Consider the following 21,442-nt stretch of genomic DNA (forward strand, 5'->3'; position numbering starts at 1 on the left):
CCCATGGACCTCCCCAAGCTCACCCCCGGCAAACGATTCACCCTGCCCCGCCCTACCGGCTCTGCCGATGCCATGTTGCTGGCGCGCCTCGGTGCGCGCGACAAGGCCGCGGGCAAGCCGATGACGGTGATCACCGCTGATGCGAGTGACGCCCAGCGGCTGCTGGAGGAAATTGCGTTTTTTGCGCCCGACCTGCGCTGCGCCCTCTTCCCCGATTGGGAAACGTTGCCCTACGACACCTTCTCGCCGCACCAAGACCTGATCAGCGAGCGCCTGGCCACCCTGTGGCGCATCAGCCAGCGCGACAAGGACAACGGGGCCGATGTGGTCATCGTGCCGGCCACCACCGCGCTCTACCGGCTGGCACCGCCCAGCTTTTTGGCGGGCTACACCTTTGAGTTCAAGGTCAAGCAAAAGCTCGACGAGGCCAAGCTCAAAAGCCAGCTGACCCTGGCCGGCTACAGCCACGTGACCCAGGTGGTCAGCCCCGGCGAATATGCGGTGCGCGGTGGCCTGATTGATCTGTTCCCCATGGGCAGTCTGGTGCCCTACCGGGTGGATTTGTTTGACGACGAGATCGACAGCATCCGCACCTTCGACCCCGACAGCCAACGCAGCCTCTACCCGGTGCCCGAAGTGCGCCTGTTGCCCGGCCGCGAGTTCCCCATGGACGACGACGCCCGTGCCAAGTTCCGCAGCCGCTGGCGCGAGCTCCTCGAGGGGGACCCGACCAAGAGCCGTATCTACAAAGACATCGGTGCGGGCGTGGCCACCGCCGGTATTGAGTACTACCTGCCCTTGTTTTTTGACGACACGGCCACCGTCTTCGACTACGTGGGGGCGGACGCCACTGTGGTCTTGCATGGCGACCTGGAGCCGGCTTTCCAGCGTTTCTGGCAAGACACCAAAGACCGCTACCGCCTGGTACACGGCGACCCCGAACGCCCGGTGCTGCCGCCTGAAAGCCTGTTTCTGGCGACCGAGCAGTTTTACGCCAAGGCCAATGCCCACGCCCAGCTAGCAATTCGCCCGCAAGCGGACGGCACCGAGTTTGCAGAACTCGGCCCCTTGCCCGAGCTGGGTGTCCAGCGCGGTACCGAAGACCCCTTGGCCCTGCTCAAGCAGCACGCCCGCAACACCCAGCAGCGCCTGCTGGTGTTGGCCGAGAGCGATGGCCGGCGCGAAAGCCTGCTGGACTTTTTGCGCGCCTCGCAGTTCAGCCCGCCAGCCTTTGACAGCTTGCAAGAGTTTCTGGATAGCAAAGAGCCTATCGGCATCGCCACCTCGGGCCTGACGAAGGGCTTCAGTTGGCTGGAGATGGGCATCGATCTCATCACCGAGACTGAGCTGTTTGCCGCCGGGCCCACCACCCGCCGCCGCAAGAAACAGGAGCAGGTCAGCGATGTAGAAGCGCTGATCAAAGACCTTTCCGAGCTCAATGTCGGCGACCCGGTGGTCCACAGTGCCCACGGCATCGGCCGCTACCGCGGTCTGATTCACATGGACATGGGCAACAAAAACGCCGCGGGCGAGCCGGAGCTGCAAGAATTTTTGCACCTCGAATACGCCGACAAGGCCACGCTCTATGTGCCGGTGAGCCAGCTGCAAATGATCAGCCGCTACACCGGGGTCAGCGCCGACGAGGCGCCCCTGCACCGCTTGGGTAGCGGCCAGTGGGAAAAAGCCAAACGCAAAGCCGCCGAACAGGTGCGCGACAGTGCGGCCGAGCTGCTCAATATCTACGCCCGCCGCGCGGCGCGCGAGGGGCATGCGTTCCGCTACAGCGCGGGCGACTATGAGACCTTTGCCAACGACTTCGGCTTTGAAGAGACTGCCGACCAGAAGGCCGCGATCCACTGTGTGATTCAGGACATGATCTCCCCCCGCCCGATGGACCGTTTGGTCTGCGGCGACGTGGGTTTCGGCAAGACCGAGGTGGCGCTGCGCGCCGCGTTTGTGGCCGTCACCGGAGGCAAGCAGGTCGCCTTTCTGGCGCCGACCACCCTGTTGGCGGAACAGCACTTCCAGACACTGGTGGACCGCTTCGGCAAATGGCCGGTCAAGATCGCTGAGATGAGCCGCTTCCGCAGTGCCAAAGAAATCACCGCGGCCCTCAAGGGCGTGGCCGATGGCACGGTGGATATCGTGGTGGGCACCCACAAGCTGCTGTCTGAAAGCACCCAATTCAAAAACCTGGGTCTCTTGATCATCGACGAAGAGCACCGTTTCGGCGTGCGCCACAAAGAGCAAATGAAGGCGCTGCGCGCCGAGGTGGACGTGCTCACCTTGACCGCCACCCCGATTCCGCGCACCTTGGGCATGGCGCTCGAAGGCCTGCGCGATTTGAGCGTGATTGCTACCGCCCCCCAACGGCGCCTGGCCATCAAAACCTTTGTGCGCACGGAAGGCAATGGCGTGATCCGCGAGGCAGTGCTGCGCGAACTCAAGCGCGGTGGGCAGGTCTACTTCCTGCACAACGAGGTGGAAACCATCGAGAACCGCCGCCAGAAGCTCGAAGAGCTGCTGCCCGAGGCCCGCATCGCCGTGGCCCACGGCCAGATGCCCGAGCGCCAGCTCGAAGCCGTGATGCGCGACTTTGTGGCGCAACGCTTCAACCTGCTGCTGTGCTCCACCATCATCGAGACCGGTATTGACGTGCCGAGTGCCAACACGATTGTGATGAGCCGCGCCGACAAGTTCGGCCTGGCCCAGCTGCACCAATTGCGCGGCCGCGTGGGGCGCAGCCACCACCAAGCCTATGCCTATTTGATGGTGCCCGACCTGGAAGGCCTGACCAAACACGCCCAACAACGCCTGGACGCAATTCAGCAGATGGAAGAGCTGGGCAGCGGCTTTTATCTCGCGATGCACGACCTCGAGATCCGTGGCGCCGGCGAGGTGCTGGGCGAAAACCAGAGCGGCAACATGCTGGAAGTGGGCTTTCAGCTCTACAACGAGATGCTGTCCGAGGCGGTGCGCTGCCTCAAAAACGGTCAGGAGCCGGACCTGCTGAGCCCGCTCAATGTCACGACCGACATCAACCTGCACGCCCCCGCCCTGCTGCCCGACGACTACTGCGGCGATGTGCACTTGCGCCTGTCGTTCTACAAAAAGCTGGCTACCGCCAAAAATACCGACCAAGTGGACGCGTTGCTGGAAGAAATTGTGGACCGTTTCGGCAAACTGCCCGCGCAAGCGCAAACCTTGATCGATGTGCACCGCCTGCGGGTGATTGCCAAGCCCTACGGCGTGCTCAAGGTCGATGCGGCACCGGGTGTGATCAACATCACCTTCAAAAAGAACCCGCCGATCGAGATGATCAAGATCATCGAGCTGATCCAGAAAAACAAGCACATCAAGCTGGCCGGCAACGAGAAGCTGCGTATTGAGCGCGAGCTGCCCGAAGTCAAAGACCGGGCCCAGATGGTGCGCGACATCCTGCGCGCCCTGGGTCAGCCCAAGGTGGAAACGGCAGCCGCTTAAAGACCAAATTAGCCTCTAGCGCCCGACCACATTGCACAAGAAGCTCCTCTATTGATAGCAGAAAACATGTCCAGCACCGAACCTACCCCCGGCCTCGTCGTTCAAAACCTGCCTGCCAAACTGCGCTTGAGCGACTACAAGCTCATCGCGTTTGACATGGATTCGACCCTGATCAACATCGAATGCATCGACGAAATCGCCGATGCCGTGGGTCGCAAGGCCGAGGTGGCCGCCATCACCGAAGCGGCCATGCGCGGCGAAATCACCGACTTCAAAGACAGCCTGCGCCGCCGACTGGCCCTGCTGCAAGGCGTGACGGTGGCCGATCTGGAAGGCGTTAAAACCCAGCGCCTCCGCTTGAATCCGGGCGCGGCTGCCTTGGTCGCGGCCTGCCAGAAGGCCGGCTTGAAAGTGCTGCTGGTGAGCGGCGGGTTCACCTACTTTGCGGAACACGTGTGTGCGCTGCTGGCCATCGACTTCATGCGCTCCAACGCGCTGGAAATCGAGGGCGGCGCCTTAACGGGTGGCTTGATCCAGCAAAGCTGGGGCGAAATTTGCGATGGCGCCGAGAAGCGCCGCACGCTGCTCGAGGTGGCGTCCCTGATGAACATTCGCCCTGAGCAATGCATTGCCATGGGCGATGGTGCCAACGACCTGCCAATGATGGGCGCGGCTGGCCTCTCCGTGGCCTACCACGCCAAGCCCGCGGTGCGTGCGCAAGCCCAGGTGGCCATTAACGAGGGTGGGCTGGATCGCCTGCTGGAAGTGTTGGCTGACTGACCACTGCCTTGGTGGCAAGGCTTGAGGTTGCCTAAGCGTTGTGAAGCTTGGGTTGCCCCTGTTCCACTACAAAGCGAGCCAGGGCGCTGATGCCACTGTCTGTGCGGGTCACATCATCCACCGCCCGCAAACTCACCTCTAGCTGCCGGGGCGTGAATTCGGCGACCCCATAACCCCGCCGCTCTCGGTCGGTGAACACAAAGTGCGGGTTCTCGGCGAGCACCGCGGCAGCTCCGTCGTTGCTGCCCCCGCGCGAGGTGATGCTGGTGCCGCAAAATTCGACGCCCACCGCTGCACTGTCAGGGCGGCTGTAGTCCGCCTTGACGTGCCCCACCCAATTGGCATGCACATCACCCCCCAGAAACACCGGATTGCTGACGCGGTGGTTTTGAAGTGCTTGGGTGAGCCGGCTGCGGGCAGGCGCATAGCCATCCCAGCCGTCGTTGCTGAGTACCTGCCCCTCACCGGGGCGGAAATCGCGCTGCCCGAACACGGTTTGCTGGGCTAATACGCTCCAGGTCGCACCACCTGCTTTTAACGATTGGTCCAGCCAGCGCTCTTGCACTGCGCCCAGCAGGCTGCGGGACGGGTCACCCCAAGAGGCGCATTGCGCGGGGTTTACGGTGCTGGAGCCCGGAGCGCCCGCCTTGGTGCAGGCCTGCCGGTCCCGGTACTGGCGGTCATCCAGCGTGTGCAGCACTGCCAGATTGCCGAAGGCGACACGGTCATAGAGCCGCAGCTCGCTGCCCGGCTGCATCACGCCCTGCAGGGCCTTTTGCAGCGTATTGGCCCGCAAGGGCATGTGCTCGTAATACGCCTGGTAGGCGGCGGCACGGCGGGCCGCGAAGTCCACCCCCTCCGGCCCGTGGGTGCCTTGGTTCAGGCCCGCGTAGTCGTTTTGCACTTCGTGGTCATCCCAGGTGAATATCCACGGACAAGCCGCGTGCATGGCTTGCAGGTCAGGGTCGCTTTTGTACAGGGCATAGCGAGCGCGGTAATCGTCCATCGTCACTGTGGCGGCGCTCGGCACCTTGCGCACCGCTTTGCTGCTGCCCCCGTACTCGTAGATGTAGTCGCCCAAAAACATCACCGCATCAAGCGACTCCGCGCGCATATGGCGATAGGCGCTGTAAAAGCCATGTTCCCAATGCTGGCACGAGGCGTAACCCAGCCGCAGCCGGGAGGCCACAGCCCCCGGTGCCGGGAAGGTGCGGGTGTGCCCGACAGCGCTGCTGGCCTGCCCCACCTGGAACCGGTAAAAGTACCAGCGATCCGGCTCCAGCCCCTGGAGCTCCACGTGCACCGCATGCCCCAACTCGGGCAATGCCATCGCGGTACCGCTCTGCACCATGCGCTTAAAGCCCTCGTCATGGGCAAGCTCCCAGCGCACCGCTACAGGGTCCCGCAAACCGCCGGGCTGGGCAGGATCCGCTGCCAACCGGGTCCAGAGCACGACGCCGTCGTGCCGGGGCGACCCGCTGGCAATTCCGAGCGCAAAAGGATCTCCGGCGGCACGCCATTGGCTCCGGGCGCTGCCTGGCAACCAAAGGCCGGCGGCACTCGCGCCTGCGAGGGCCAGCAGGCGACGGCGATCGGCAGTGAATAAGTGGCTGCCCATAGCGCGTAGATCAGCCGGCTGCGATCTGCCGAAGTGCTTGCTCAAACACCTCGGGCGGCTGGCCACCCGAGATCAAATGCTTGTCATTGATGACCACGGCCGGCACCGAGTGGATGCCCGCGCTGAGATAAAACTGCTCCTGCTCGCGCACCAAGTCTGCATAGTCGTCTCCCGCCAAAATGGCGCGGGCCTCTTCACCGGAGAGGCCAACCGACTCGGCCGCTTCGACCAGCACCGCGTGCTGACTCGGGTCTTTGCCATCGGTGAAATAGGCCTTGAACAATGCTTTCTTCAGCGCGGTTTGCAAGCCGGTGTCTTCCGCCCAGTGCAGCAGGCGGTGGGCATCAAAGGTGTTGTAGATGCGGGCGCGCTTGTCCATGTTGAAGGTGAACCCCAGTGCTTCGCCACGAACGCGGATGTTCTCGCGCGCGGCGGCGGCTTGCTCGGGGGTAGAACCGTACTTTTTGCTCAGGTGTTCGGTGATGTCTTCGCCTTCGGGCGCCATGTGCGGGTTGAGCTCAAAAGGCTGGAAGTGCATTTGCACCGCCACTTCGCCATCAAGGCGCTGCAGCGCGGTTTCCAGGGATTGCAGCCCGATGGCGCACCAAGGGCAAGACACATCGGATACGAAGTCGATTTTGAGGGTGGCTGGGGTCATAGCGAATGGGTACCTTGGGCGATAGGGTGAGAAAGAAACAGCGATGTTCCAGAGAAATGGTGCAGCGCCACATAAAATCAAGGCCGCTGCTTTTTTTACCCCCCGACTGTATGTCCGCCGTACGCTTTTTGGTTGCTGACAGCAGCCCCGCCCTCCATACTTTCGCCAGAAAAATGATCGTGGGTTACGGGTTTGAAGCCAATTGGATCCATACCGCAGCCTCCGCAGAGACCGCATTGGCGCTTGCCAATGACATCGCGCCCCACTTTGTGCTCACCGACTGCTTCAGCCGCAAGGCAACTACCGGCCTTCAACTGGTGGAGACTTTGCGAGCGCGCCTGCCCGGCCTGCGTTGGGCCTTGATGAGTATGGAGCTCAGCAGCGCACTCGGCAGTCGCGCGGCGACGCTTGGTGCGATGTTTCAGCTGCGCAAGCCCTTCACCGCGCCGGAAATGCAAACCGCCATGGGCAAAGCGCTCGAAACCTGGGGTTAGGAGTTTGATGAAGTCGGCCGCCGCATGCCGGGCTACCGACGCCCGCGCTATAGCGGCGCGCCCTACGTGCCGAGCAATACACCCACCATCAAGGCAGGTGACTTGGTCGAATACGACGGTGTGCGCCAGACAGTGAAAAGCGTAATCATCAGCCGCGGTGAGCTCAGCGTACAGCTCAGTGACTACCCCGGCGTCGTAGCGGTCCACAAGCTCTTCAAGTACTGAGACACCGGCTAACACCGCAGCGCGGCGTCAGCGTCAGCATCTGCGTGAACCGCGCGCCTTACAGCGCCTGGCCCAGGCGGGCAATACCCTCTTCAATCTTGGCCACATCAGCCGTGGCAAAGCTCAAACGCAGCGTCGTCATATCCGGGTCATGGGCATAAAACGGGGCCCCGGGTACAAAAGCCACCAGCTTGTCGATCGCCCGTTTGGCAAAGTCGCCTGCGTGGGTCGGCTTGCCGTTGGCTCCGGTCAGCCGCGCCCAGAAAAACATGCCGCCTTGTGGCGCATCGAAAGCAATCGCATCGCCCAACTCGGCTTGCAGGCGGGCAGCCATCACACGGGCGCGTTCGGCATACGTGGCGCGCACCGCAGCCAGCGCGGTCGGCAGGCGGTTGAGCGTCAGGTAATGGGCGGCAGTGGCCTGGGTCAGGTTGCTGGTGTGCGCATCGCTGAATTGTTTGCACATGGTGGCACGGCCCAATAAAGCCGGCGGCGCAATCAACCAGCCCACCCGTAGCCCCGGGCTCAGCACTTTGCTGAACGAGCCGCAGTGCGCCAGCCATTCACGGCTGCCGGGGACCGAGTCACTCAAGGCCAACAGGCTGGGCGGCGGCGCTTGGTCGAAGAATAATTCGCCATACGGGTCGTCTTCCACCACCAGGGTTTGGGTGCGGGCCGCGATTTCGAGAATGCGTTTGCGGCGCTCCAGGCTCAGCATGGCACCGCTCGGGTTGCCGAAAGACGGAATCAAGTACACCAGCTTGGGCTTGTGCTCCTCGATCAAGGCTTCGAGCTTGTCGACATCCACCCCATGGGCATCGATCGGAGCACCGATCACCTGCGCGCCATACAGCCTGAAACATTGGATCGTGGCCAGAAACGTAGGCGCCTCCATGATGACCTTGTCGCCGGGGGAAATCATGGTCTTGCCGATCAGATCCAGCGCTTGCTGGCTGCCGGTGGTAACGATCAAGCCATCCGGCGCAACGGTGGCGCCTTTGCCGGCCATGTGCCGGCTGATGCCTTCGCGCAGCGGTTGGTAGCCTTCGGTAGCTCCGTATTGCAAAACAGGGCCGGGGTTGTTTTTCAACACCGCGTCGGTGGACTCGCGAATACCCTCCACATCAAACAACGCGGGGTCCGGAAAACCACCGGCAAAACTGATGATGCCGGGCTTGCCCAGGAGCTTGAAAAGCTCGCGGATGGCAGACGTTTCGACATTGTTCAGGCGATCAGCGAATAGCATATTTAAATTCACATTTCAAACAAAAAATTATTAAAAATTAGCAAGAAACCAGATTTTCAAACCACCAGAAAACAGGTAGATTGTGTCCGTGTCCCGGTCATTCAATCACTTCAGGAGCCACCATGACCCAGCTTGCGGCCTTTTTTGAATCCGTCAAACTACCTTCGATGTCTGAGGTTGCACACGCCCTCATTCAGTCACTCAATGACGACGATGTGGGGATACCGGAGATCCGGGACTTGATCAGCCAGGATCCGGCACTCTCCGCCAAACTTCTGCGACTGGCCAATTGTGCCCAGTTTGGCCTGCCGCGCGGCGTCTCCTCGCTGGACGACGCCATCACCATGGTCGGTATGCAGAAGGTCCGTACTTTAGCGCTGGGCGCCTGCCTGTCAGAGTCGTTTCCGATCATCGAGGGCTTGGACCGCAAAGAATTCTGGCGCACCAGCATGGCCTGCGCGGGGTACTCCCAGTGGCTGGCAGTGGGCCTGGGCATGGACGGCCAGGAAGCTTGGTTGACAGGCATGATGCTGCGTTTGGGCGAGCTGCTCATCGTGCAGGCGGAGCCCGCAGTGTTGCAAGAGATCGAAAAACTCCCGCATATCCCCGGTGTGCGCTGGCAACGCGAGGCCCGCCTGGTGGGCTTTACCGAAGGCCAGATCACCTCGGAGTTGGCACGGCGCTGGAATTTCCCGCCCCAGATTGTTCAGGCGCTGGCCCAGTCTGCCGATCCGGTCACCCCCCATGGGTTCTCGCGACTGGCGGGCGTGGTGCACCTCGCGGGCCTCATGGCCGAGACCGACCACAACGGCCCGGAAGTCATCGACACACTGCCGCCCGAGGTGGTCACTGCCTTGATGCTGGACAATGATTGGCTACACGCCAAATTCCCGGCGCAAGAAAACTTCATCAATGTGACCAGTCTGTGAAACCTGCCCAGATCGAACAATTTTTTTCCACGCTACAAGCTGCCAACCCTCACCCCCAGACTGAACTGGAGTTCAGTTCGGTGTTTGAGTTGTTGGCAGCTGTTCTTTTGTCGGCGCAGGCCACAGATGTGGGGGTGAACAAGGCCACCCGACGGCTTTTTGCCGTGGCCAACACGCCCCAAAAAATATTGGATCTGGGTCTTTCGGGTCTTGAATACCACATCAAAACGATTGGTCTGTTCCGCAGCAAAGCCAGACACCTGATGGAGGCCTGCCGTATGTTGGTCGAACAACATGGCGGCGAGGTGCCTGCAGACCGCGAGTCTTTGGAGGCCCTGCCCGGCGTGGGGCGCAAAACCGCCAATGTGGTACTCAACGTGGCATTCGGGCAACCCACCATGGCGGTTGACACCCATTTGTTCCGGCTCGGCAACCGCACTGGCCTTGCACCGGGCAAAACGCCACTGGCAGTCGAGCTCAAGCTCCTAAAGCGTATTCCGGCCCGCTATTTGGTCGATGCGCACCACTGGCTGATTTTGCACGGCCGCTATGTGTGCCAAGCACGCAAACCTTTATGCCAGTCATGCTCCGTTCATGCATATTGCGGATATAAACTGAAGGGATGAGCCGCGAGTCCCTCGCGGGGGGCAGTCCAATACAAATAGTTTTCATGGCGGACATCAACACTTTTATCCAAGCAGTCAAACTCCCGGTGATGCCTGAGGTCGCGCAAGCGCTGATCCGCACCCTCACCGACGACGATGCCGATGTTGTCACCGTGCGCGACATCATCGCCAAAGACCCTGCACTCACCACTACCCTGCTGCGCATGGCGAACAGTGCGCTGTTCGGCTTGTCCCGCACTGTGACGACCCTTGATACCGCGGTCAGCGTGGTTGGCATGGCGCAGATCCGGGCGCGCGCATTAGGCATTTGCATGTCACAGGTTTTCAAGTTGCCGGATGGCATCAACCGGCTGGAATTCTGGCGCTACAGCATGGTGAGCGCGGGGTACTCCAAATTTTTGGCCCACCAACTCAGGCTGGACGAGCAGCAAGCCTGGTTGACCGCAACCATGTTGCGGCTCGGCGAGCTCCTGGTGGCTTTGCACACCCCAGCGGTGATCGCTGATTTGGAAGCCAAACCTTGCGAGCCCGGTGAGCGTTGGGCCCGCGAACAGCGCTTGGTCGGACACCACGAAGGCGAAATCACCGGCGAGATTGCCCGGCGATGGGATTTCCCAGACGAGGTGGTGCACGCCCTGACCCATTGCGCTGCCCCATTGGCTGCGGCAGCTCCGTCGAAACTCTGTGCCGTGGTGCACTTGGGCGCTTTGTGGGCCGACCAAAGCAAAACGCTGGCAGAGGTGCAGGCGGCCATCGCAGCCTCGCCACAAGACGTCATGGACTTTTTGGGACTGGACGCCCAAAAACTCATCGACACTGCGCCGGACCCCGAGCAGTTCAGCGATATCTCGGCTCTACTGCACTAAGGTATCTGCTCGAGGCGGCTACCGCCCATAAAAAAGGCTCCCCAACAGGGAGCCTTTTTTCTTGTGTTGCTGCGAATCAGCCCTTGAGCAGTGCGCCCAAAGAGCCCAGCAAATCACCCGCGTTGCCCAGGCCTCCGTTTGGCAAAGTGCCTCCGGGTGTGAGCTTGTCTACTAGGCCTGGCAGCATGGTGGAGAGCTGGCCTGCCACATCGCCGGAATTCAAACCCAACTGCTGGGCAAAGCCAGACAGGGCGTCGCCACCCAACACTTGGGTCAACTGGTCTGCAGAGACCGGCTGGTTGGCACCGCTGCCAATCCACGAGGCCACCACATCACCGAGGCCCGCCTCCTGGAATTTGCTGACCAAACCCTGCAAACCGCCAAGGCTGCCATCGTTAGCGAGCAACTGGCTGGCCAACTGCATCAGCTGCGGGTTGCCTTGCACCATTCCCATGATGTCTTGCAGGCCGCCGGAGCCACCGTTTTGCGCCACGGCGCTCAGTACGGAATCAAATAGTCCCATCCCCATCTCCTAGAGTGAATTGAAAAACCGGTGGCAGTGTGACACAAGCCTGTGAACGTTTGTTAAAGACAGACCCACTCGCCGAATGCCGGGCCGGCCACCGGCCATTCGGTGGCGTGCGTGATCGTGCGTTTGCCCTCGCTCAGCAACTGCGCAGCCCGGGCCACACCCGCATGGCTGATCCACACCTCGTGATCACCGGTGTTGCTGCGATAAGCGTCCCAAGCGTCAGCTACCCGCACCATAAACCCGGCCACCGTTTCACCGCCGCCAAATGCGTGGTGCGCAAAATCATCGGTCCAGGCTGCCATCTGCTGCGCGGAGATATCTGCCCACAGCGTGCCCTCGTGGATGCCAAAGCCCATTTCCATGAGCCGCGCATCCGGCTGGCAATCCAGTGCCAAATCAGGCCGCAGCGCACACAAAGCTTGCATGAGGCGCTCACATCTTTGTAGCGGCGAGTAGCGCAGGCGAGCCCCCATGGGCAGCACTTGGGCCGCTGCAAGGGCCGCAGACTCGGTGAGCGCTGCATCGGCCGGAATGTCCAGTTGGCCATAGCAGCTACCTGGCGCAATCAGGGGCACGGCATGTCGCACGATCCACAAGCTCATGGCACGGCACCCGCGGGCCACAACCCCCAAGCCAGCGCAAGACCCAGGTAAAACGCAATTTCACTGACCTGCTGCGCTGCGCCGAGGCAGTCGCCGGTGAAGCCTTGCAAACGTTGGGCAAACCAGCGGTGCATCCAGGCCCACGCCAACACACTGAATCCAGTCGCCAAGCCCCAGAGAGGCCACAGGTTGATGGACGGTGACCCAGTTTCTGCTACTAAATGCATAGCATCAGGCGAGAACCCTACGAGGGCTAGAGCCATAAAACACCACAAATGGGCCACCCCCAAGGCGGGCAGACTGATCTGCGCCGCCAGCGGTTTGGACTTGGAGACTGCACTATCCCCCACATGCGGCAGCAGCCGGATGGTGAGCAGCGGCCAGGTGCGGGACACCACATGCGCAGCAAACACGCCTGCCACCATCAAGCCCATGCTGAGCGAACCCAACATGGCCAGCAGCGCCACTTTGCACAGCAGTGCCAGCATGACCGCGATGGCCCCGAAGGCACCCACGCGGGAGTCTTTCATGATCTCCAGCGCCCGCTCGCGGTTGTAGCTACCACCTAAGCCATCAGCCACATCAGCCAAGCCGTCCTCGTGGAAGGCACCGGTCATCACCACGCTCAGGGCAGTGCCCAAGGTGGCAGCCACTAAGGGGGCAAACGGGCCGGCCGGCAACAGCACCAGCAAGCCCCAGGTCAACAGCGCCACCACGCTGCCCACCAGCCAGCCCACTCCGGGAAAGTGCGCCGCACTGGCGCGCAGCATGGCCGGGCTGAAGCCCACCCAGTCAGCCAAGCGGCCGGTCACTGGCACGCGGCTGAAAAACTGCAGGGCCAGCAGGTAGTGGCGGATGAAGCTGCGCATATCTGCCGCGCGCCGGGCTCAGCCCACCGCCATCGGAGCATCTGACTTCTCAGACACGCCGGCTGATGCAAAACTCGCCATGTCGCGCAGAACCGCACACGCGGATTGCAGCAGCGGCCAAGCCATTGCCGCGCCCGAGCCCTCGCCCAAGCGCAAGCCCAGGTCGAGCAAAGCCTGCACGCCCAGGTGCTGCAACATGAATTCATGGCCCCGCTCGCCCGAGCGGTGCGCAAACACACAGCGCTGCAACACCTGCGGCTGCAAGGCATGCGCCACCACAATGGCGCTGGTGGCAATAAAGCCGTCCACCACCATCACCCGTCGCTCGTGGGCAGCCTGCAACACCGCGCCCACCATGGTCGCAATCTCAAAACCCCCAAAGGCTGCCAAGGCATCCAGTGGCGCGGTCGCTTCAGCGTGCAAGGCCAGCACCTCGCGCAACACCTCGGTCTTGCGCTGCACTGCTAGGGCGTCCAGGCCGGTACCGGCCCCGGTGCACACGGCAATGTCCAAGCCGCCCAAACGCGCCAGCAACATGGACGCGGCGGACGTGTTGCCAATACCCATTTCACCCAACAAGAGCGCATTGCCGGGCAACTCCTTCACCAGCGCCATGCCATGTTGCAAGGCCTGGTCGCGTTGACTGGTGGTCATGGCCGGCTGGGCTGAAGAATCTGCTGTGCCCTGCTCGGCACCCTGCGCCTTGCGCACCTGTAAGCCGGGCCGGGTCGTACCCGCGGGCAAGCCGGCCAGAAAGTCGTGTTTCACGCCGCAGTCCACCACCGTCAAGGCAATCCCGTTTTGCTTGGACAGCACACTCACCGCAGCGCCGCCGGCCAAAAAGTTCTCCACCATCTGCCAGGTCACATCACTCGGAAACGCCGAGATGCCCCGGGCGGTCAACCCGTGGTCACCCGCAAACACCACCATTTGCGGCTGCTCCAGTACCGGCGCGGTGCTGCCCAAAATCTGGCCGATCTTGAGCGCCACATCTTCCAGGCGCCCGAGCGAGCCTAGCGGTTTGGTTTTGTTGTTGAGCGTGTCTTGCAGTGCTTGCGTCAATGCCGGATCGGCAATATCGGCCAAGGCAGTACGCCCGAGAGCGAGGTCCCAAGCGGCTGCAATGTCATTGTGAATTTCGGAAGTTTGGGCGTGCGAGCCCGATGCGGCGTGCGCCGGCGATGTATTCATGGCATTCCCCTGTGCTGAATCAAAGAAGCACAGCCCGGCCTTGCTGTGCATAAACAACATCAGGCCGGTCTTCTGGCTCGGAATCACCTGACCCGACGCGCCTTCCCGGCCTTGGCGGCCAGTGGCATTGAGCGCGGGTCATCATCCTTACAGCGTTGGGCACGCGACGGATTTACACCGTCTTCCCGATTCTCCCCAAGCCGTGGCAAGGGGCACCTGAAGCGATCGATGATAGCAGCGGCGCACCGCTGGAATAACCGCCAGCGACACCCGCCCAGAACGCAGTGTCAGCGCCCGACCAGCCCGTCCAACACACCGGGCCCAAAGTGATTGCCGATGTAATCTGCCAGTCCGTCAAACACCTTGTCCAGCGTAGGCACCTCGCCCTGCAAACGCGCACCAAACAAGGCCTGCAGCACCGCCGCATCCTCCAGCATGCCGTGCAGATACACGCCCATGACGTTGCCAGCCGCGTTGCACCACCCCAGGTCGTCCGGCAACACCGCCTGCGCTAAATTGCCTGCAGCCGCCATGGCCACATGCTGCGCCGTTTGCCCGTGGTGAATCTCATACCCAGCTACAGGCACGCCAGCGAGGGCCAACCAAGGAGAGGCAGGTTGTAAAGCGTCACCCGAGAGCTCCACCGAGCGCGGGGAGGCGAAATCGGGGGGCGATTTCTGCGCATTTGGCAGCATGAGCCCCCCGGCTTTGCCTCCCTGCGCAGGCGAACGCAACGAGACAGAAAACCGCGTAGACGTATGCCGAACCGTCTTGTCCTCCGCAAACACCGTCACCAGCGGCAACAGCCCCAACCCCGGCGCATTCCCATCAATCCCGTGCGGATCAATCAATGCCTCGCCCAGCATTTGCAAACCACCACACACGCCCAATACCGCCCCACCCTGCCCCGCATGGTGCGCCACCGCCGCATCCAAGCCCTGCGCACGCAACCACGCCAAGTCGCCACTCGTGTGCTTGGAGCCCGGCAAGATGATCCAGTCGGTAGGCTTCAGCCCCGCCAATTCGGAGGGGCTGCGCACCCACTGCAACTTGAGCCCTGGAATATTTTTGAGCGGCTGGAATTCGTCCAAGTTACTCATGCGCGGATAGGCAATCACCGCTACCGTCAAGTCCACCGAACCGCAGGCCACGCTGCGGTCGTCAAACACACCATCTTCTTCAGGCAGCCCGTGCTGCCACCACATGGGCAACACCGCCACCGTGGGTACACCGGTCAACTCCTGCAGCCGCTCCGGCGCGGGAGACAACAAGCTGGCATCGCCCCGGAACTTGTTCAGCACAAAGCCTTTGATCAGCAGCCGCTCGTCCTCAGGCAGCAAGGCCCAGGTGCCATACAAGTGGGCAAACGCGCCGCCCTTGTCAATGTCACTCACCAGCAAGCATGCCGCATCCGCATGTTTGGCCACCCGCATGTTCACCACATCGCTGCTGGAGAGGTTGATCTCGGCGGGCGAGCCGGCGCCTTCAATCACCACCACATCGTTTTCCGCGCGCAGTTCGTCCAGCGCCGCGGCAATCTGGGGCCACACCTTCAGGCTGCGCCCCCGCCAGGGCAAGGCGCTCAGCTCGGGGCTCACCTGCCCCATGAGCACCACCTGGCTATGGGTGTCGCGCTCCGGCTTCAAGAGCAACGGGTTCATGCGCACTTCCGGCACGGTGCGGGCGGCCAGCGCCTGAAAGTACTGCGCGCTGCCAATCTCGCCCTGCCCGCTGGCCGAGGACACGACCCGCGCGTTGTTGCTCATGTTCTGGGCCTTAAAAGGCACAACTTTGAGGCCCTGGCGGGCGTAATAGCGGCACAGGGCCGTGGTTACCCAGCTTTTTCCAGCGCCGCTGGTGGTGCCCAGCACCATGATGCATTTAGCGGTCATATTTCAAAGTTATTGGTTGGTAGCTTGCGCAGTCACCTGCATCAAATCAGTCACTGCTGGCACTGGCAACACACCCAGCCGCACCCAGCCGGGTAGGCCAAAGGATGTTGCGTCGCGCAGCTTGATGCCGTGGGCGCGCAAGGTTGCCAACAAGGTCGGCAAGTCGCGCCCCTCAGGCGGGCGAGCGCAGAAAAAGTTGGCATGGCTGGGCATCACCGCCCACCCTGCGTTTTCGAGCATGGCCACTTGGTGCTGCTTCCACTGGCGCAAGATGTCCAGACTTTGGGTTACCCACGCCTGCGTGTCCGCTTGCGCCCAAGCGCTCAACATGGCCACGCCATGTGCGCCCAGCACCCACGAAGGTGCCATAGCGTCCAGAGCGACGGCGGCAGACTGTACATGCACCGGCGCAACCGCGTAGGCGGCACGCACACCCGTCAGGCCAAGCGCCTTGTTGGGCGAAAACATTTGCCACACAGCTTCGCGCTGCTTTGCGCTCAACGCTGGCGCGGCGCTCAAGCGCAACGGCGCATACGCCCCATCCAGCACCACCGTGCAGCGCTCCAGCACCTGGGGCCAGCCGGTGTGGTTTTGGCCGGTGGGGCTGGCGGGGTCGCAGGCCCAAATCAAATCGGCGGCATCCGCGTCAGCGCAGGGATGCAAACCCCAAGCCTGCGCCGCATGTGCGTAGTCGCCATAGGCGTGCTGCGGCAGGTGTACCCGGCTCCCGCCCCCTTGGCGCACCCAGGCACTGATACGAAAAATGAATTCACTGGCGCTGCCCGCCAGCACCACTCGCCAAGGCTCCACGCTGTGGTGGGCGGCCAAGGCCGCTTTCAGGGCGGTGTACTGCGGATCTGGGTAGCGGGTCGCGTCGGCGGACTGCACTGCGGCCAAGGCGACGGGGCATGGGCCGCAGGCGTTGCTGTTGGTCGAGAAGTCGTGCAGCGCCACCCCGCCCGCGTCGGGCCCGCCGTGGATTCGCAATGCCGCGCTCACCTCACACCCCAATTGCTATAAAAAGAAGAGCGGCAAGCGCAATTGCTACCTGCGCCAGCACTGCTTTTGATGCATAAACCTGCGCCGCTTCGGTGTCAGCTGCCTGTGCTGCGCGCCCCTCGGGGTTGAGCACATACACCGCCGGTTTGCGCAAGGCCACGCCCAGCACCAAGGCCATGGCGGCCATGGGCCAGCCGCTGTTGGGAGACGGGGTTTTGCGGGCCTCGGCGCGCAGGGTGCTGCGCAGCGCCCAGCCGCGCCGGCCTGCCGCCAGCAAGAGCAGCACGGCCGTAATTCGGGCAGGCACCCAGCTCAGCACGTCATCGGCGCGGGCGGCCCACTTGCCGGCCCAGGCCCAGTTTTGGCCCTTGTACACACCCGGGTAGCCCCACATGGCATCCGCCGTATTGGCAAAGCGGTAGAGCACCGCGCCCGGCAGCCCGAGCAGTAAAAACCAGAAGATGGGCGCCACCACCGAGTCGTTCAGGTTTTCGGCCAGGGTTTCGATGGCGCTCTCGCGCACCTGCACTTCGGTAAGCTGGGTCACGTCGCGGCTTACCAGCCAGCGCAGGCGTTCCCGCCCTGCTTCCAGCGATACGGAGAGCGCCGCCTCCACGGCCTGCACCTCGCTTTTGAGCATGGCCAGTGCGAGCATGGGCTTGAGCAGCAGGCCCATCAGCACGCCGGCAGCCCACCACGGCAGCTCCAATGCGGCCCCCTGCAGCAGCAAAGCCGCTATCAAAAACAGAGCAGCACCCGCAATCCACATGAGCGCGGCGAGCACAAAAGCCCTTAAATCCCGGACCTCCGGGTCTTGCAGCGCCAGCCGCTGCACCCGGTCACCCGCACGGCCCAAGAAGTTGCCCATCCACACCACCGGGTGCATGCGCACCGGGGGCTCGCCCCAGCGGCGGTCTACCCACAGGGCAACGATCAGGGCCAAGCCCACGGCGCCGGCCCAATGCTGGGGGGTGAATTCAGTAGTCATGGAGGGAACGAATCTTGTAACGGTGCCGAAACGGGGCTTGCAACAGGGCTGGGCGCACGATCATACGTGCGTCAGGCGGCATGAAGGTTGGTCATGCATAGTGGGGTTTTTAGAGAGGGGATAGTGAGATACTTGAGAGTTACCGACGCGTTTCCCCTCGTGCAAAGCCATCTTTCCCCCTCCACTGCCAGCGAGCCCCGCATTCAGGGCTGGTGCCCCGGCGCGCTGCGGCCCATGCCGTCCGGCGACGGGCTGGTGGTGCGAGTCCGGCCGACCTTGGGGCGCCTCACGCCTCTGCAAGCGCAAGGACTGGCAGGATTGGCCCAGCAATTCACATCGCCCGTGCTGGAACTCACCAGCCGCGCCAACCTGCAGCTGCGCGGCGTTTGCCCCGACAGCTACCCCGCTTTGATCAACGGCCTGCGCGGCTTGGGCCTGCTGGACGAACACGCTGATGTGGAAGCCCGCCGTAACCTGCTACTCAGCCCCTTCTGGACTGACTCTGATGGCACGCCCGCCATTTGCGAGGCACTAACCCTAGCTCTGGCAGCGCCCGACGCTCCCACCCTGCCCAGCAAATTCGGCTTCGCGATCGACTTGGGCCCACAGCCCTTGCTGCGGGCGGGCTCTGCCGACATCCGGCTAGAGCGTATGGGCGATCAGGTGCTGGTCTATGCCGATGGCGCTAACACCGGCGCCTGCGTGGAACCAGCGCAAGCAGCGCAAACCGCCATGGAGTTAGCCCGCTGGTTTGTAGCTTCTGGTGGTGTCGTCAACGGCCGTGGCCGCATGGCCAGCCTGCTCCAGCGCCAGGCACTGCCCGCCAAATTCACCAGTACGCCAGCGCCAAAAGCCACAGCACAAGCACCCACCGTGGGGCCCTCTGCCACCGGCATGGTGGTCAGCTTGGAGTTCGGCCAGTTACCCGCCGAAACCCTGCACCAGCTGGCGGCCCTGGCCCCGTTGCGCGTCACGCCCTGGCGTGGATTGGTGCTCGAAGGCCTGCACACCACGCCTGCCCTGCCCGAGCTAATCACACAACCCGGCGATGCGCGCCTGCGCGTCATGGCCTGCACCGGCGCGCCCGGCTGCACCCAGGCGCTGGGCCCCACCCGTGCGCTGGCCCGTTTTCTAGCGCCTTTATTGCCCGCCTGCCGCACAGCTCATGTGTCGGGCTGCACCAAAGGCTGCGCCCACCATGGCGCCACCCTCACGCTGGTGGCCAGTGATGCGGGCTACCACCTGATTGACCACGGCACTGCCCAAAGCCTGCCCGACGCCACCGGCCTCGACGCAGCAGGCATTGCCGCTTACCTAGAACAACAACGATTGCATGCGCCATACGTATGAAACCGATGGCGACGCCATCTACCGACAGTCTTTTGCCATCATCCGCTCGGAAGCGGACCTGGCCCGCTTCAACCCTATCGAAGAGCTGGCCGTTGTCCGCATGATCCACGCCGCAGGCATGGTCGGGCTGGAAGCCCATGTGCGCTTTTCTGAGGGCATGGCCGAGGCCGCCCGCACGGCGCTGGAGGCCGGTGCGCCCATCTTGTGCGATGTGCGCATGGTGAGCGAAGGCATTACCCGCACCCGCCTGCCCGCCGACAACCAGGTGCTGTGCACCTTGCAAGACCCGTCGGTGCGCGAGCTGGCCAAATCCATGGGCACCACCCGCAGCGCCGCAGCGCTGGAGCTCTGGCGCCCGCACCTCGCCGGGGCTGTGGTGGCCATCGGCAATGCGCCGACCGCGCTTTTTCATTTGCTCAATATGTTGCAAGACCCTGCCTGCCCCCGCCCCGCGGCCATCATTGGCTGCCCGGTGGGCTTTGTGGGTGCGGCTGAATCCAAAGTCGCCCTCATGGCCGACCTGCCCGCCCCTAGCATGGTGGTGCACGGGCGCCTGGGCGGCAGCGCCATCACCGTGGCCGCCGTAAACGCACTCGCCAGCCGGAGGGAAATCTGATGGGACGCATCCTCTGCGCGGGCCTAGGGCCCGGTGACCCGGATTTGATGAGCGTGCGCTCCGACCGCGCCATCCGTGCGGCCAGCCATGTGGCCTATTTCCGCAAAAAAGGCCGCCCCGGCCAGGCGCGCCGCATTGTCGAAGGCATGTTGCTGCCCGGTGCCACCGAGTACCCGATGGAATACCCGGTGACCACCGAGCTGCCCTTTGACAGCCCCGAATACATCCATTGCCTTGCCACGTTTTACGACGACTGGGCGGACCGCCTGGCCGCACTCGCCCAAACTGAAGACGTGCTGGTGCTGTGTGAAGGCGACCCGTTTTTCTACGGCTCCTTCATGCACCTCTACACCCGGCTGCAAGGCCGCGCCACGGTGGAGGTGATACCCGGCATCCCCGGCATGGTGGGCTGCTGGTCTGCCACCGGCGTGCCCATCACCTGGGGCGACGATGTGATGACTGTGCTCATGGGCACCCTGCCTGAAGACGAGCTGGTGCGCCACATGCAAACCGCCGACGCACTCGTGGTCATGAAAACTGGCCGCAACCTGCCCCGCGTGCGCAGCGCGCTGGCCAAAGCCGGCCGCTTGGAGCAGGCCTGGTTGGTAGAGCGCGGCACCATGCCCGGTGAACGCGTCATGAAGCTGGCCGAGGTGGATGGCACCGACTGCCCCTACTTCGCCATCGTGCTGGTGCACGGCAGCGGCCGCCGCCCCGAGGTGCAGGAATGACGGCACTTCAGGCAGCAGGCACGCTGTGCATCGCCGGCCTGGGCCCGGGCGACGCGCAGCTGGTCACGCCCGAAGTGACTGCCGCCATCGAGGCCGCCACCGACATCGTGGGCTACATCCCCTACGTGGCGCGCATTGCGCCGCGCCCCGGCCTCACGCTGCACGCATCCGACAACCGGGTCGAGATGGACCGCGCCCGCGCCGCCTTGCAGATGGCGGCCGAGGGCAAGCAGGTGGTGATCGTGTCGTCTGGCGACCCCGGCGTGTTTGCCATGGCAGCTGCCGTGTTTGAAGCGCTGGAAGGCCGGCCCGACTGGCAGGCGCTTAATATTCGCGTGTTGCCCGGCATCACTGCCATGCTGGCGGCCGCCGCCAAAGCCGGCGCGCCCCTGGGCCACGACTTTTGCGCCATCAACCTCAGCGACAACCTCAAACCCGCCGAACTGATTGAAGCCCGTGTGCGCGCCGCCGCCGGGGCCGACTTTGCGATGGCGTTTTACAACCCCCGCTCCGCAAGCCGCCCCCACACATTTGGCCGCGTGTTGCAAGTGCTGCTAGAGGCCTGCGGCCCGGACCGCCTGATCACCTTTGCCCGCGCTGTGAGCACCCCGGAAGAAAAGCTGCTTTCCGTGCGACTGGGTGACGCCACCCCCGAAATGGCGGACATGCGCACCGTGGTCATCGTGGGCAACAGCGCCACCCGCCATGTGGGCCGCTTTGTTTACACCCCGCGCTCGGCGCTATGAA

At 63.2% G+C, this 21,442-nt stretch carries 21 protein-coding genes and 1 riboswitch; of the genes, 11 read left to right on the forward strand and 10 right to left on the reverse strand.

The window, feature by feature from the left end:
* Positions 1 to 3: 3 nt before the first annotated feature.
* A complete protein-coding gene (gene mfd / locus RAE19_RS00740) occupies positions 4 to 3,483 on the forward strand; it encodes a transcription-repair coupling factor (RefSeq protein WP_313873119.1) in 3,480 nt (1,159 codons plus the stop codon).
* Between the two features lie 66 nt (positions 3,484 to 3,549).
* On the forward strand, positions 3,550 to 4,263 hold the full coding sequence (serB, locus tag RAE19_RS00745) for a phosphoserine phosphatase SerB (protein WP_313873120.1): 714 nt from the start codon (positions 3,550 to 3,552) through the stop codon (positions 4,261 to 4,263).
* Between the two features lie 31 nt (positions 4,264 to 4,294).
* Here serB and RAE19_RS00750 read toward each other — a convergent pair whose 3' ends face one another.
* Positions 4,295 to 5,881 carry an alkaline phosphatase D family protein gene (locus RAE19_RS00750; RefSeq protein WP_313873121.1) on the reverse strand — a complete coding sequence of 529 codons (1,587 nt, stop codon included), beginning with the start codon at positions 5,879 to 5,881 and terminating at the stop codon, positions 4,295 to 4,297.
* Between the two features lie 10 nt (positions 5,882 to 5,891).
* Positions 5,892 to 6,539, reverse strand: coding sequence for a DsbA family oxidoreductase (locus tag RAE19_RS00755; protein WP_313873122.1), 648 nt, complete (start codon positions 6,537 to 6,539; stop codon positions 5,892 to 5,894).
* Between the two features lie 110 nt (positions 6,540 to 6,649).
* On the opposite strand from RAE19_RS00755, the gene RAE19_RS00760 reads away from it, so the two are divergent.
* On the forward strand, positions 6,650 to 7,033 hold the full coding sequence (locus tag RAE19_RS00760) for a response regulator (RefSeq protein WP_313873123.1): 384 nt from the start codon (positions 6,650 to 6,652) through the stop codon (positions 7,031 to 7,033).
* Positions 7,034 to 7,057: 24 nt separating this feature from the next.
* On the forward strand, positions 7,058 to 7,258 hold the full coding sequence (locus tag RAE19_RS00765) for a hypothetical protein (protein ID WP_313873124.1): 201 nt from the start codon (positions 7,058 to 7,060) through the stop codon (positions 7,256 to 7,258).
* Between the two features lie 58 nt (positions 7,259 to 7,316).
* Here RAE19_RS00765 and RAE19_RS00770 read toward each other — a convergent pair whose 3' ends face one another.
* On the reverse strand, positions 7,317 to 8,504 hold the full coding sequence (locus RAE19_RS00770; RefSeq protein ID WP_313873125.1) for a PLP-dependent aminotransferase family protein: 1,188 nt from the start codon (positions 8,502 to 8,504) through the stop codon (positions 7,317 to 7,319).
* Positions 8,505 to 8,626: 122 nt separating this feature from the next.
* On the opposite strand from RAE19_RS00770, the gene RAE19_RS00775 reads away from it, so the two are divergent.
* The 3 genes from RAE19_RS00775 to RAE19_RS00785 are packed head-to-tail and all read left to right on the forward strand — an operon-like array spanning position 8,627 to position 10,925.
* On the forward strand, positions 8,627 to 9,433 hold the full coding sequence (locus tag RAE19_RS00775; protein ID WP_313873126.1) for an HDOD domain-containing protein: 807 nt from the start codon (positions 8,627 to 8,629) through the stop codon (positions 9,431 to 9,433).
* Positions 9,430 to 10,059 carry an endonuclease III gene (nth, locus tag RAE19_RS00780; RefSeq protein ID WP_313873127.1) on the forward strand — a complete coding sequence of 210 codons (630 nt, stop codon included), beginning with the start codon at positions 9,430 to 9,432 and terminating at the stop codon, positions 10,057 to 10,059. Before RAE19_RS00775 ends, nth begins: the two co-directional genes overlap by 4 nt.
* Positions 10,060 to 10,103: 44 nt before the next feature.
* On the forward strand, positions 10,104 to 10,925 hold the full coding sequence (locus RAE19_RS00785; RefSeq protein ID WP_313873128.1) for an HDOD domain-containing protein: 822 nt from the start codon (positions 10,104 to 10,106) through the stop codon (positions 10,923 to 10,925).
* Between the two features lie 76 nt (positions 10,926 to 11,001).
* On the opposite strand, the gene RAE19_RS00790 is transcribed toward RAE19_RS00785, so the two are convergent.
* The 7 genes from RAE19_RS00790 to cbiB form a co-directional block, all read right to left on the reverse strand.
* On the reverse strand, positions 11,002 to 11,448 hold the full coding sequence (locus tag RAE19_RS00790) for a YidB family protein (protein ID WP_313873129.1): 447 nt from the start codon (positions 11,446 to 11,448) through the stop codon (positions 11,002 to 11,004).
* Positions 11,449 to 11,510: 62 nt separating this feature from the next.
* Complete coding sequence (locus RAE19_RS00795) at positions 11,511 to 12,059, reverse strand: histidine phosphatase family protein (protein ID WP_313873130.1); 549 nt, start codon at positions 12,057 to 12,059, stop codon at positions 11,511 to 11,513.
* The gene (locus RAE19_RS00800) at positions 12,056 to 12,928 is read right to left on the reverse strand and encodes an adenosylcobinamide-GDP ribazoletransferase (protein ID WP_313873131.1); all 873 of its coding nucleotides are present in this window, start codon (positions 12,926 to 12,928) and stop codon (positions 12,056 to 12,058) included. The genes RAE19_RS00795 and RAE19_RS00800 overlap by 4 nt, the downstream gene beginning before the upstream one ends.
* A gap of 18 nt (positions 12,929 to 12,946) precedes the next feature.
* Positions 12,947 to 14,119 (reverse strand): nicotinate-nucleotide--dimethylbenzimidazole phosphoribosyltransferase, encoded by a 1,173-nt coding sequence (gene cobT / locus RAE19_RS00805; RefSeq protein ID WP_313873132.1) that lies wholly within the window; start codon positions 14,117 to 14,119, stop codon positions 12,947 to 12,949.
* A gap of 45 nt (positions 14,120 to 14,164) precedes the next feature.
* Positions 14,165 to 14,354, reverse strand: a riboswitch (cobalamin riboswitch).
* A gap of 52 nt (positions 14,355 to 14,406) precedes the next feature.
* A complete protein-coding gene (locus tag RAE19_RS00810; RefSeq protein WP_313873133.1) occupies positions 14,407 to 16,011 on the reverse strand; it encodes a cobyric acid synthase in 1,605 nt (534 codons plus the stop codon).
* Between the two features lie 9 nt (positions 16,012 to 16,020).
* The gene (locus RAE19_RS00815) at positions 16,021 to 17,010 is read right to left on the reverse strand and encodes an aminotransferase class I/II-fold pyridoxal phosphate-dependent enzyme (RefSeq protein ID WP_313873134.1); all 990 of its coding nucleotides are present in this window, start codon (positions 17,008 to 17,010) and stop codon (positions 16,021 to 16,023) included.
* A gap of 1 nt (position 17,011) precedes the next feature.
* Positions 17,012 to 17,998, reverse strand: coding sequence for an adenosylcobinamide-phosphate synthase CbiB (gene cbiB / locus RAE19_RS00820; protein ID WP_313873135.1), 987 nt, complete (start codon positions 17,996 to 17,998; stop codon positions 17,012 to 17,014).
* Between the two features lie 132 nt (positions 17,999 to 18,130).
* Here cbiB and cobG point away from each other — a divergent pair, with 132 nt between their 5' ends.
* Genes cobG through cobJ form a run of 4 tightly spaced genes read left to right on the forward strand, consistent with a single transcriptional unit; the run spans position 18,131 to position 21,441 of the window.
* On the forward strand, positions 18,131 to 19,348 hold the full coding sequence (gene cobG / locus RAE19_RS00825) for a precorrin-3B synthase (protein WP_313873136.1): 1,218 nt from the start codon (positions 18,131 to 18,133) through the stop codon (positions 19,346 to 19,348).
* On the forward strand, positions 19,332 to 19,964 hold the full coding sequence (locus tag RAE19_RS00830; RefSeq protein ID WP_313873137.1) for a precorrin-8X methylmutase: 633 nt from the start codon (positions 19,332 to 19,334) through the stop codon (positions 19,962 to 19,964). Before cobG ends, RAE19_RS00830 begins: the two co-directional genes overlap by 17 nt.
* Positions 19,964 to 20,695 (forward strand): precorrin-2 C(20)-methyltransferase, encoded by a 732-nt coding sequence (locus RAE19_RS00835; protein ID WP_313873138.1) that lies wholly within the window; start codon positions 19,964 to 19,966, stop codon positions 20,693 to 20,695. The genes RAE19_RS00830 and RAE19_RS00835 overlap by 1 nt, the downstream gene beginning before the upstream one ends.
* On the forward strand, positions 20,692 to 21,441 hold the full coding sequence (gene cobJ, locus RAE19_RS00840) for a precorrin-3B C(17)-methyltransferase (protein ID WP_313873139.1): 750 nt from the start codon (positions 20,692 to 20,694) through the stop codon (positions 21,439 to 21,441). The genes RAE19_RS00835 and cobJ overlap by 4 nt, the downstream gene beginning before the upstream one ends.
* Position 21,442: the final 1 nt, after the last annotated feature.

The organism is Rhodoferax potami (assembly GCF_032193805.1).
Taxonomy (GTDB): domain Bacteria; phylum Pseudomonadota; class Gammaproteobacteria; order Burkholderiales; family Burkholderiaceae_C; genus Allorhodoferax; species Allorhodoferax potami_A.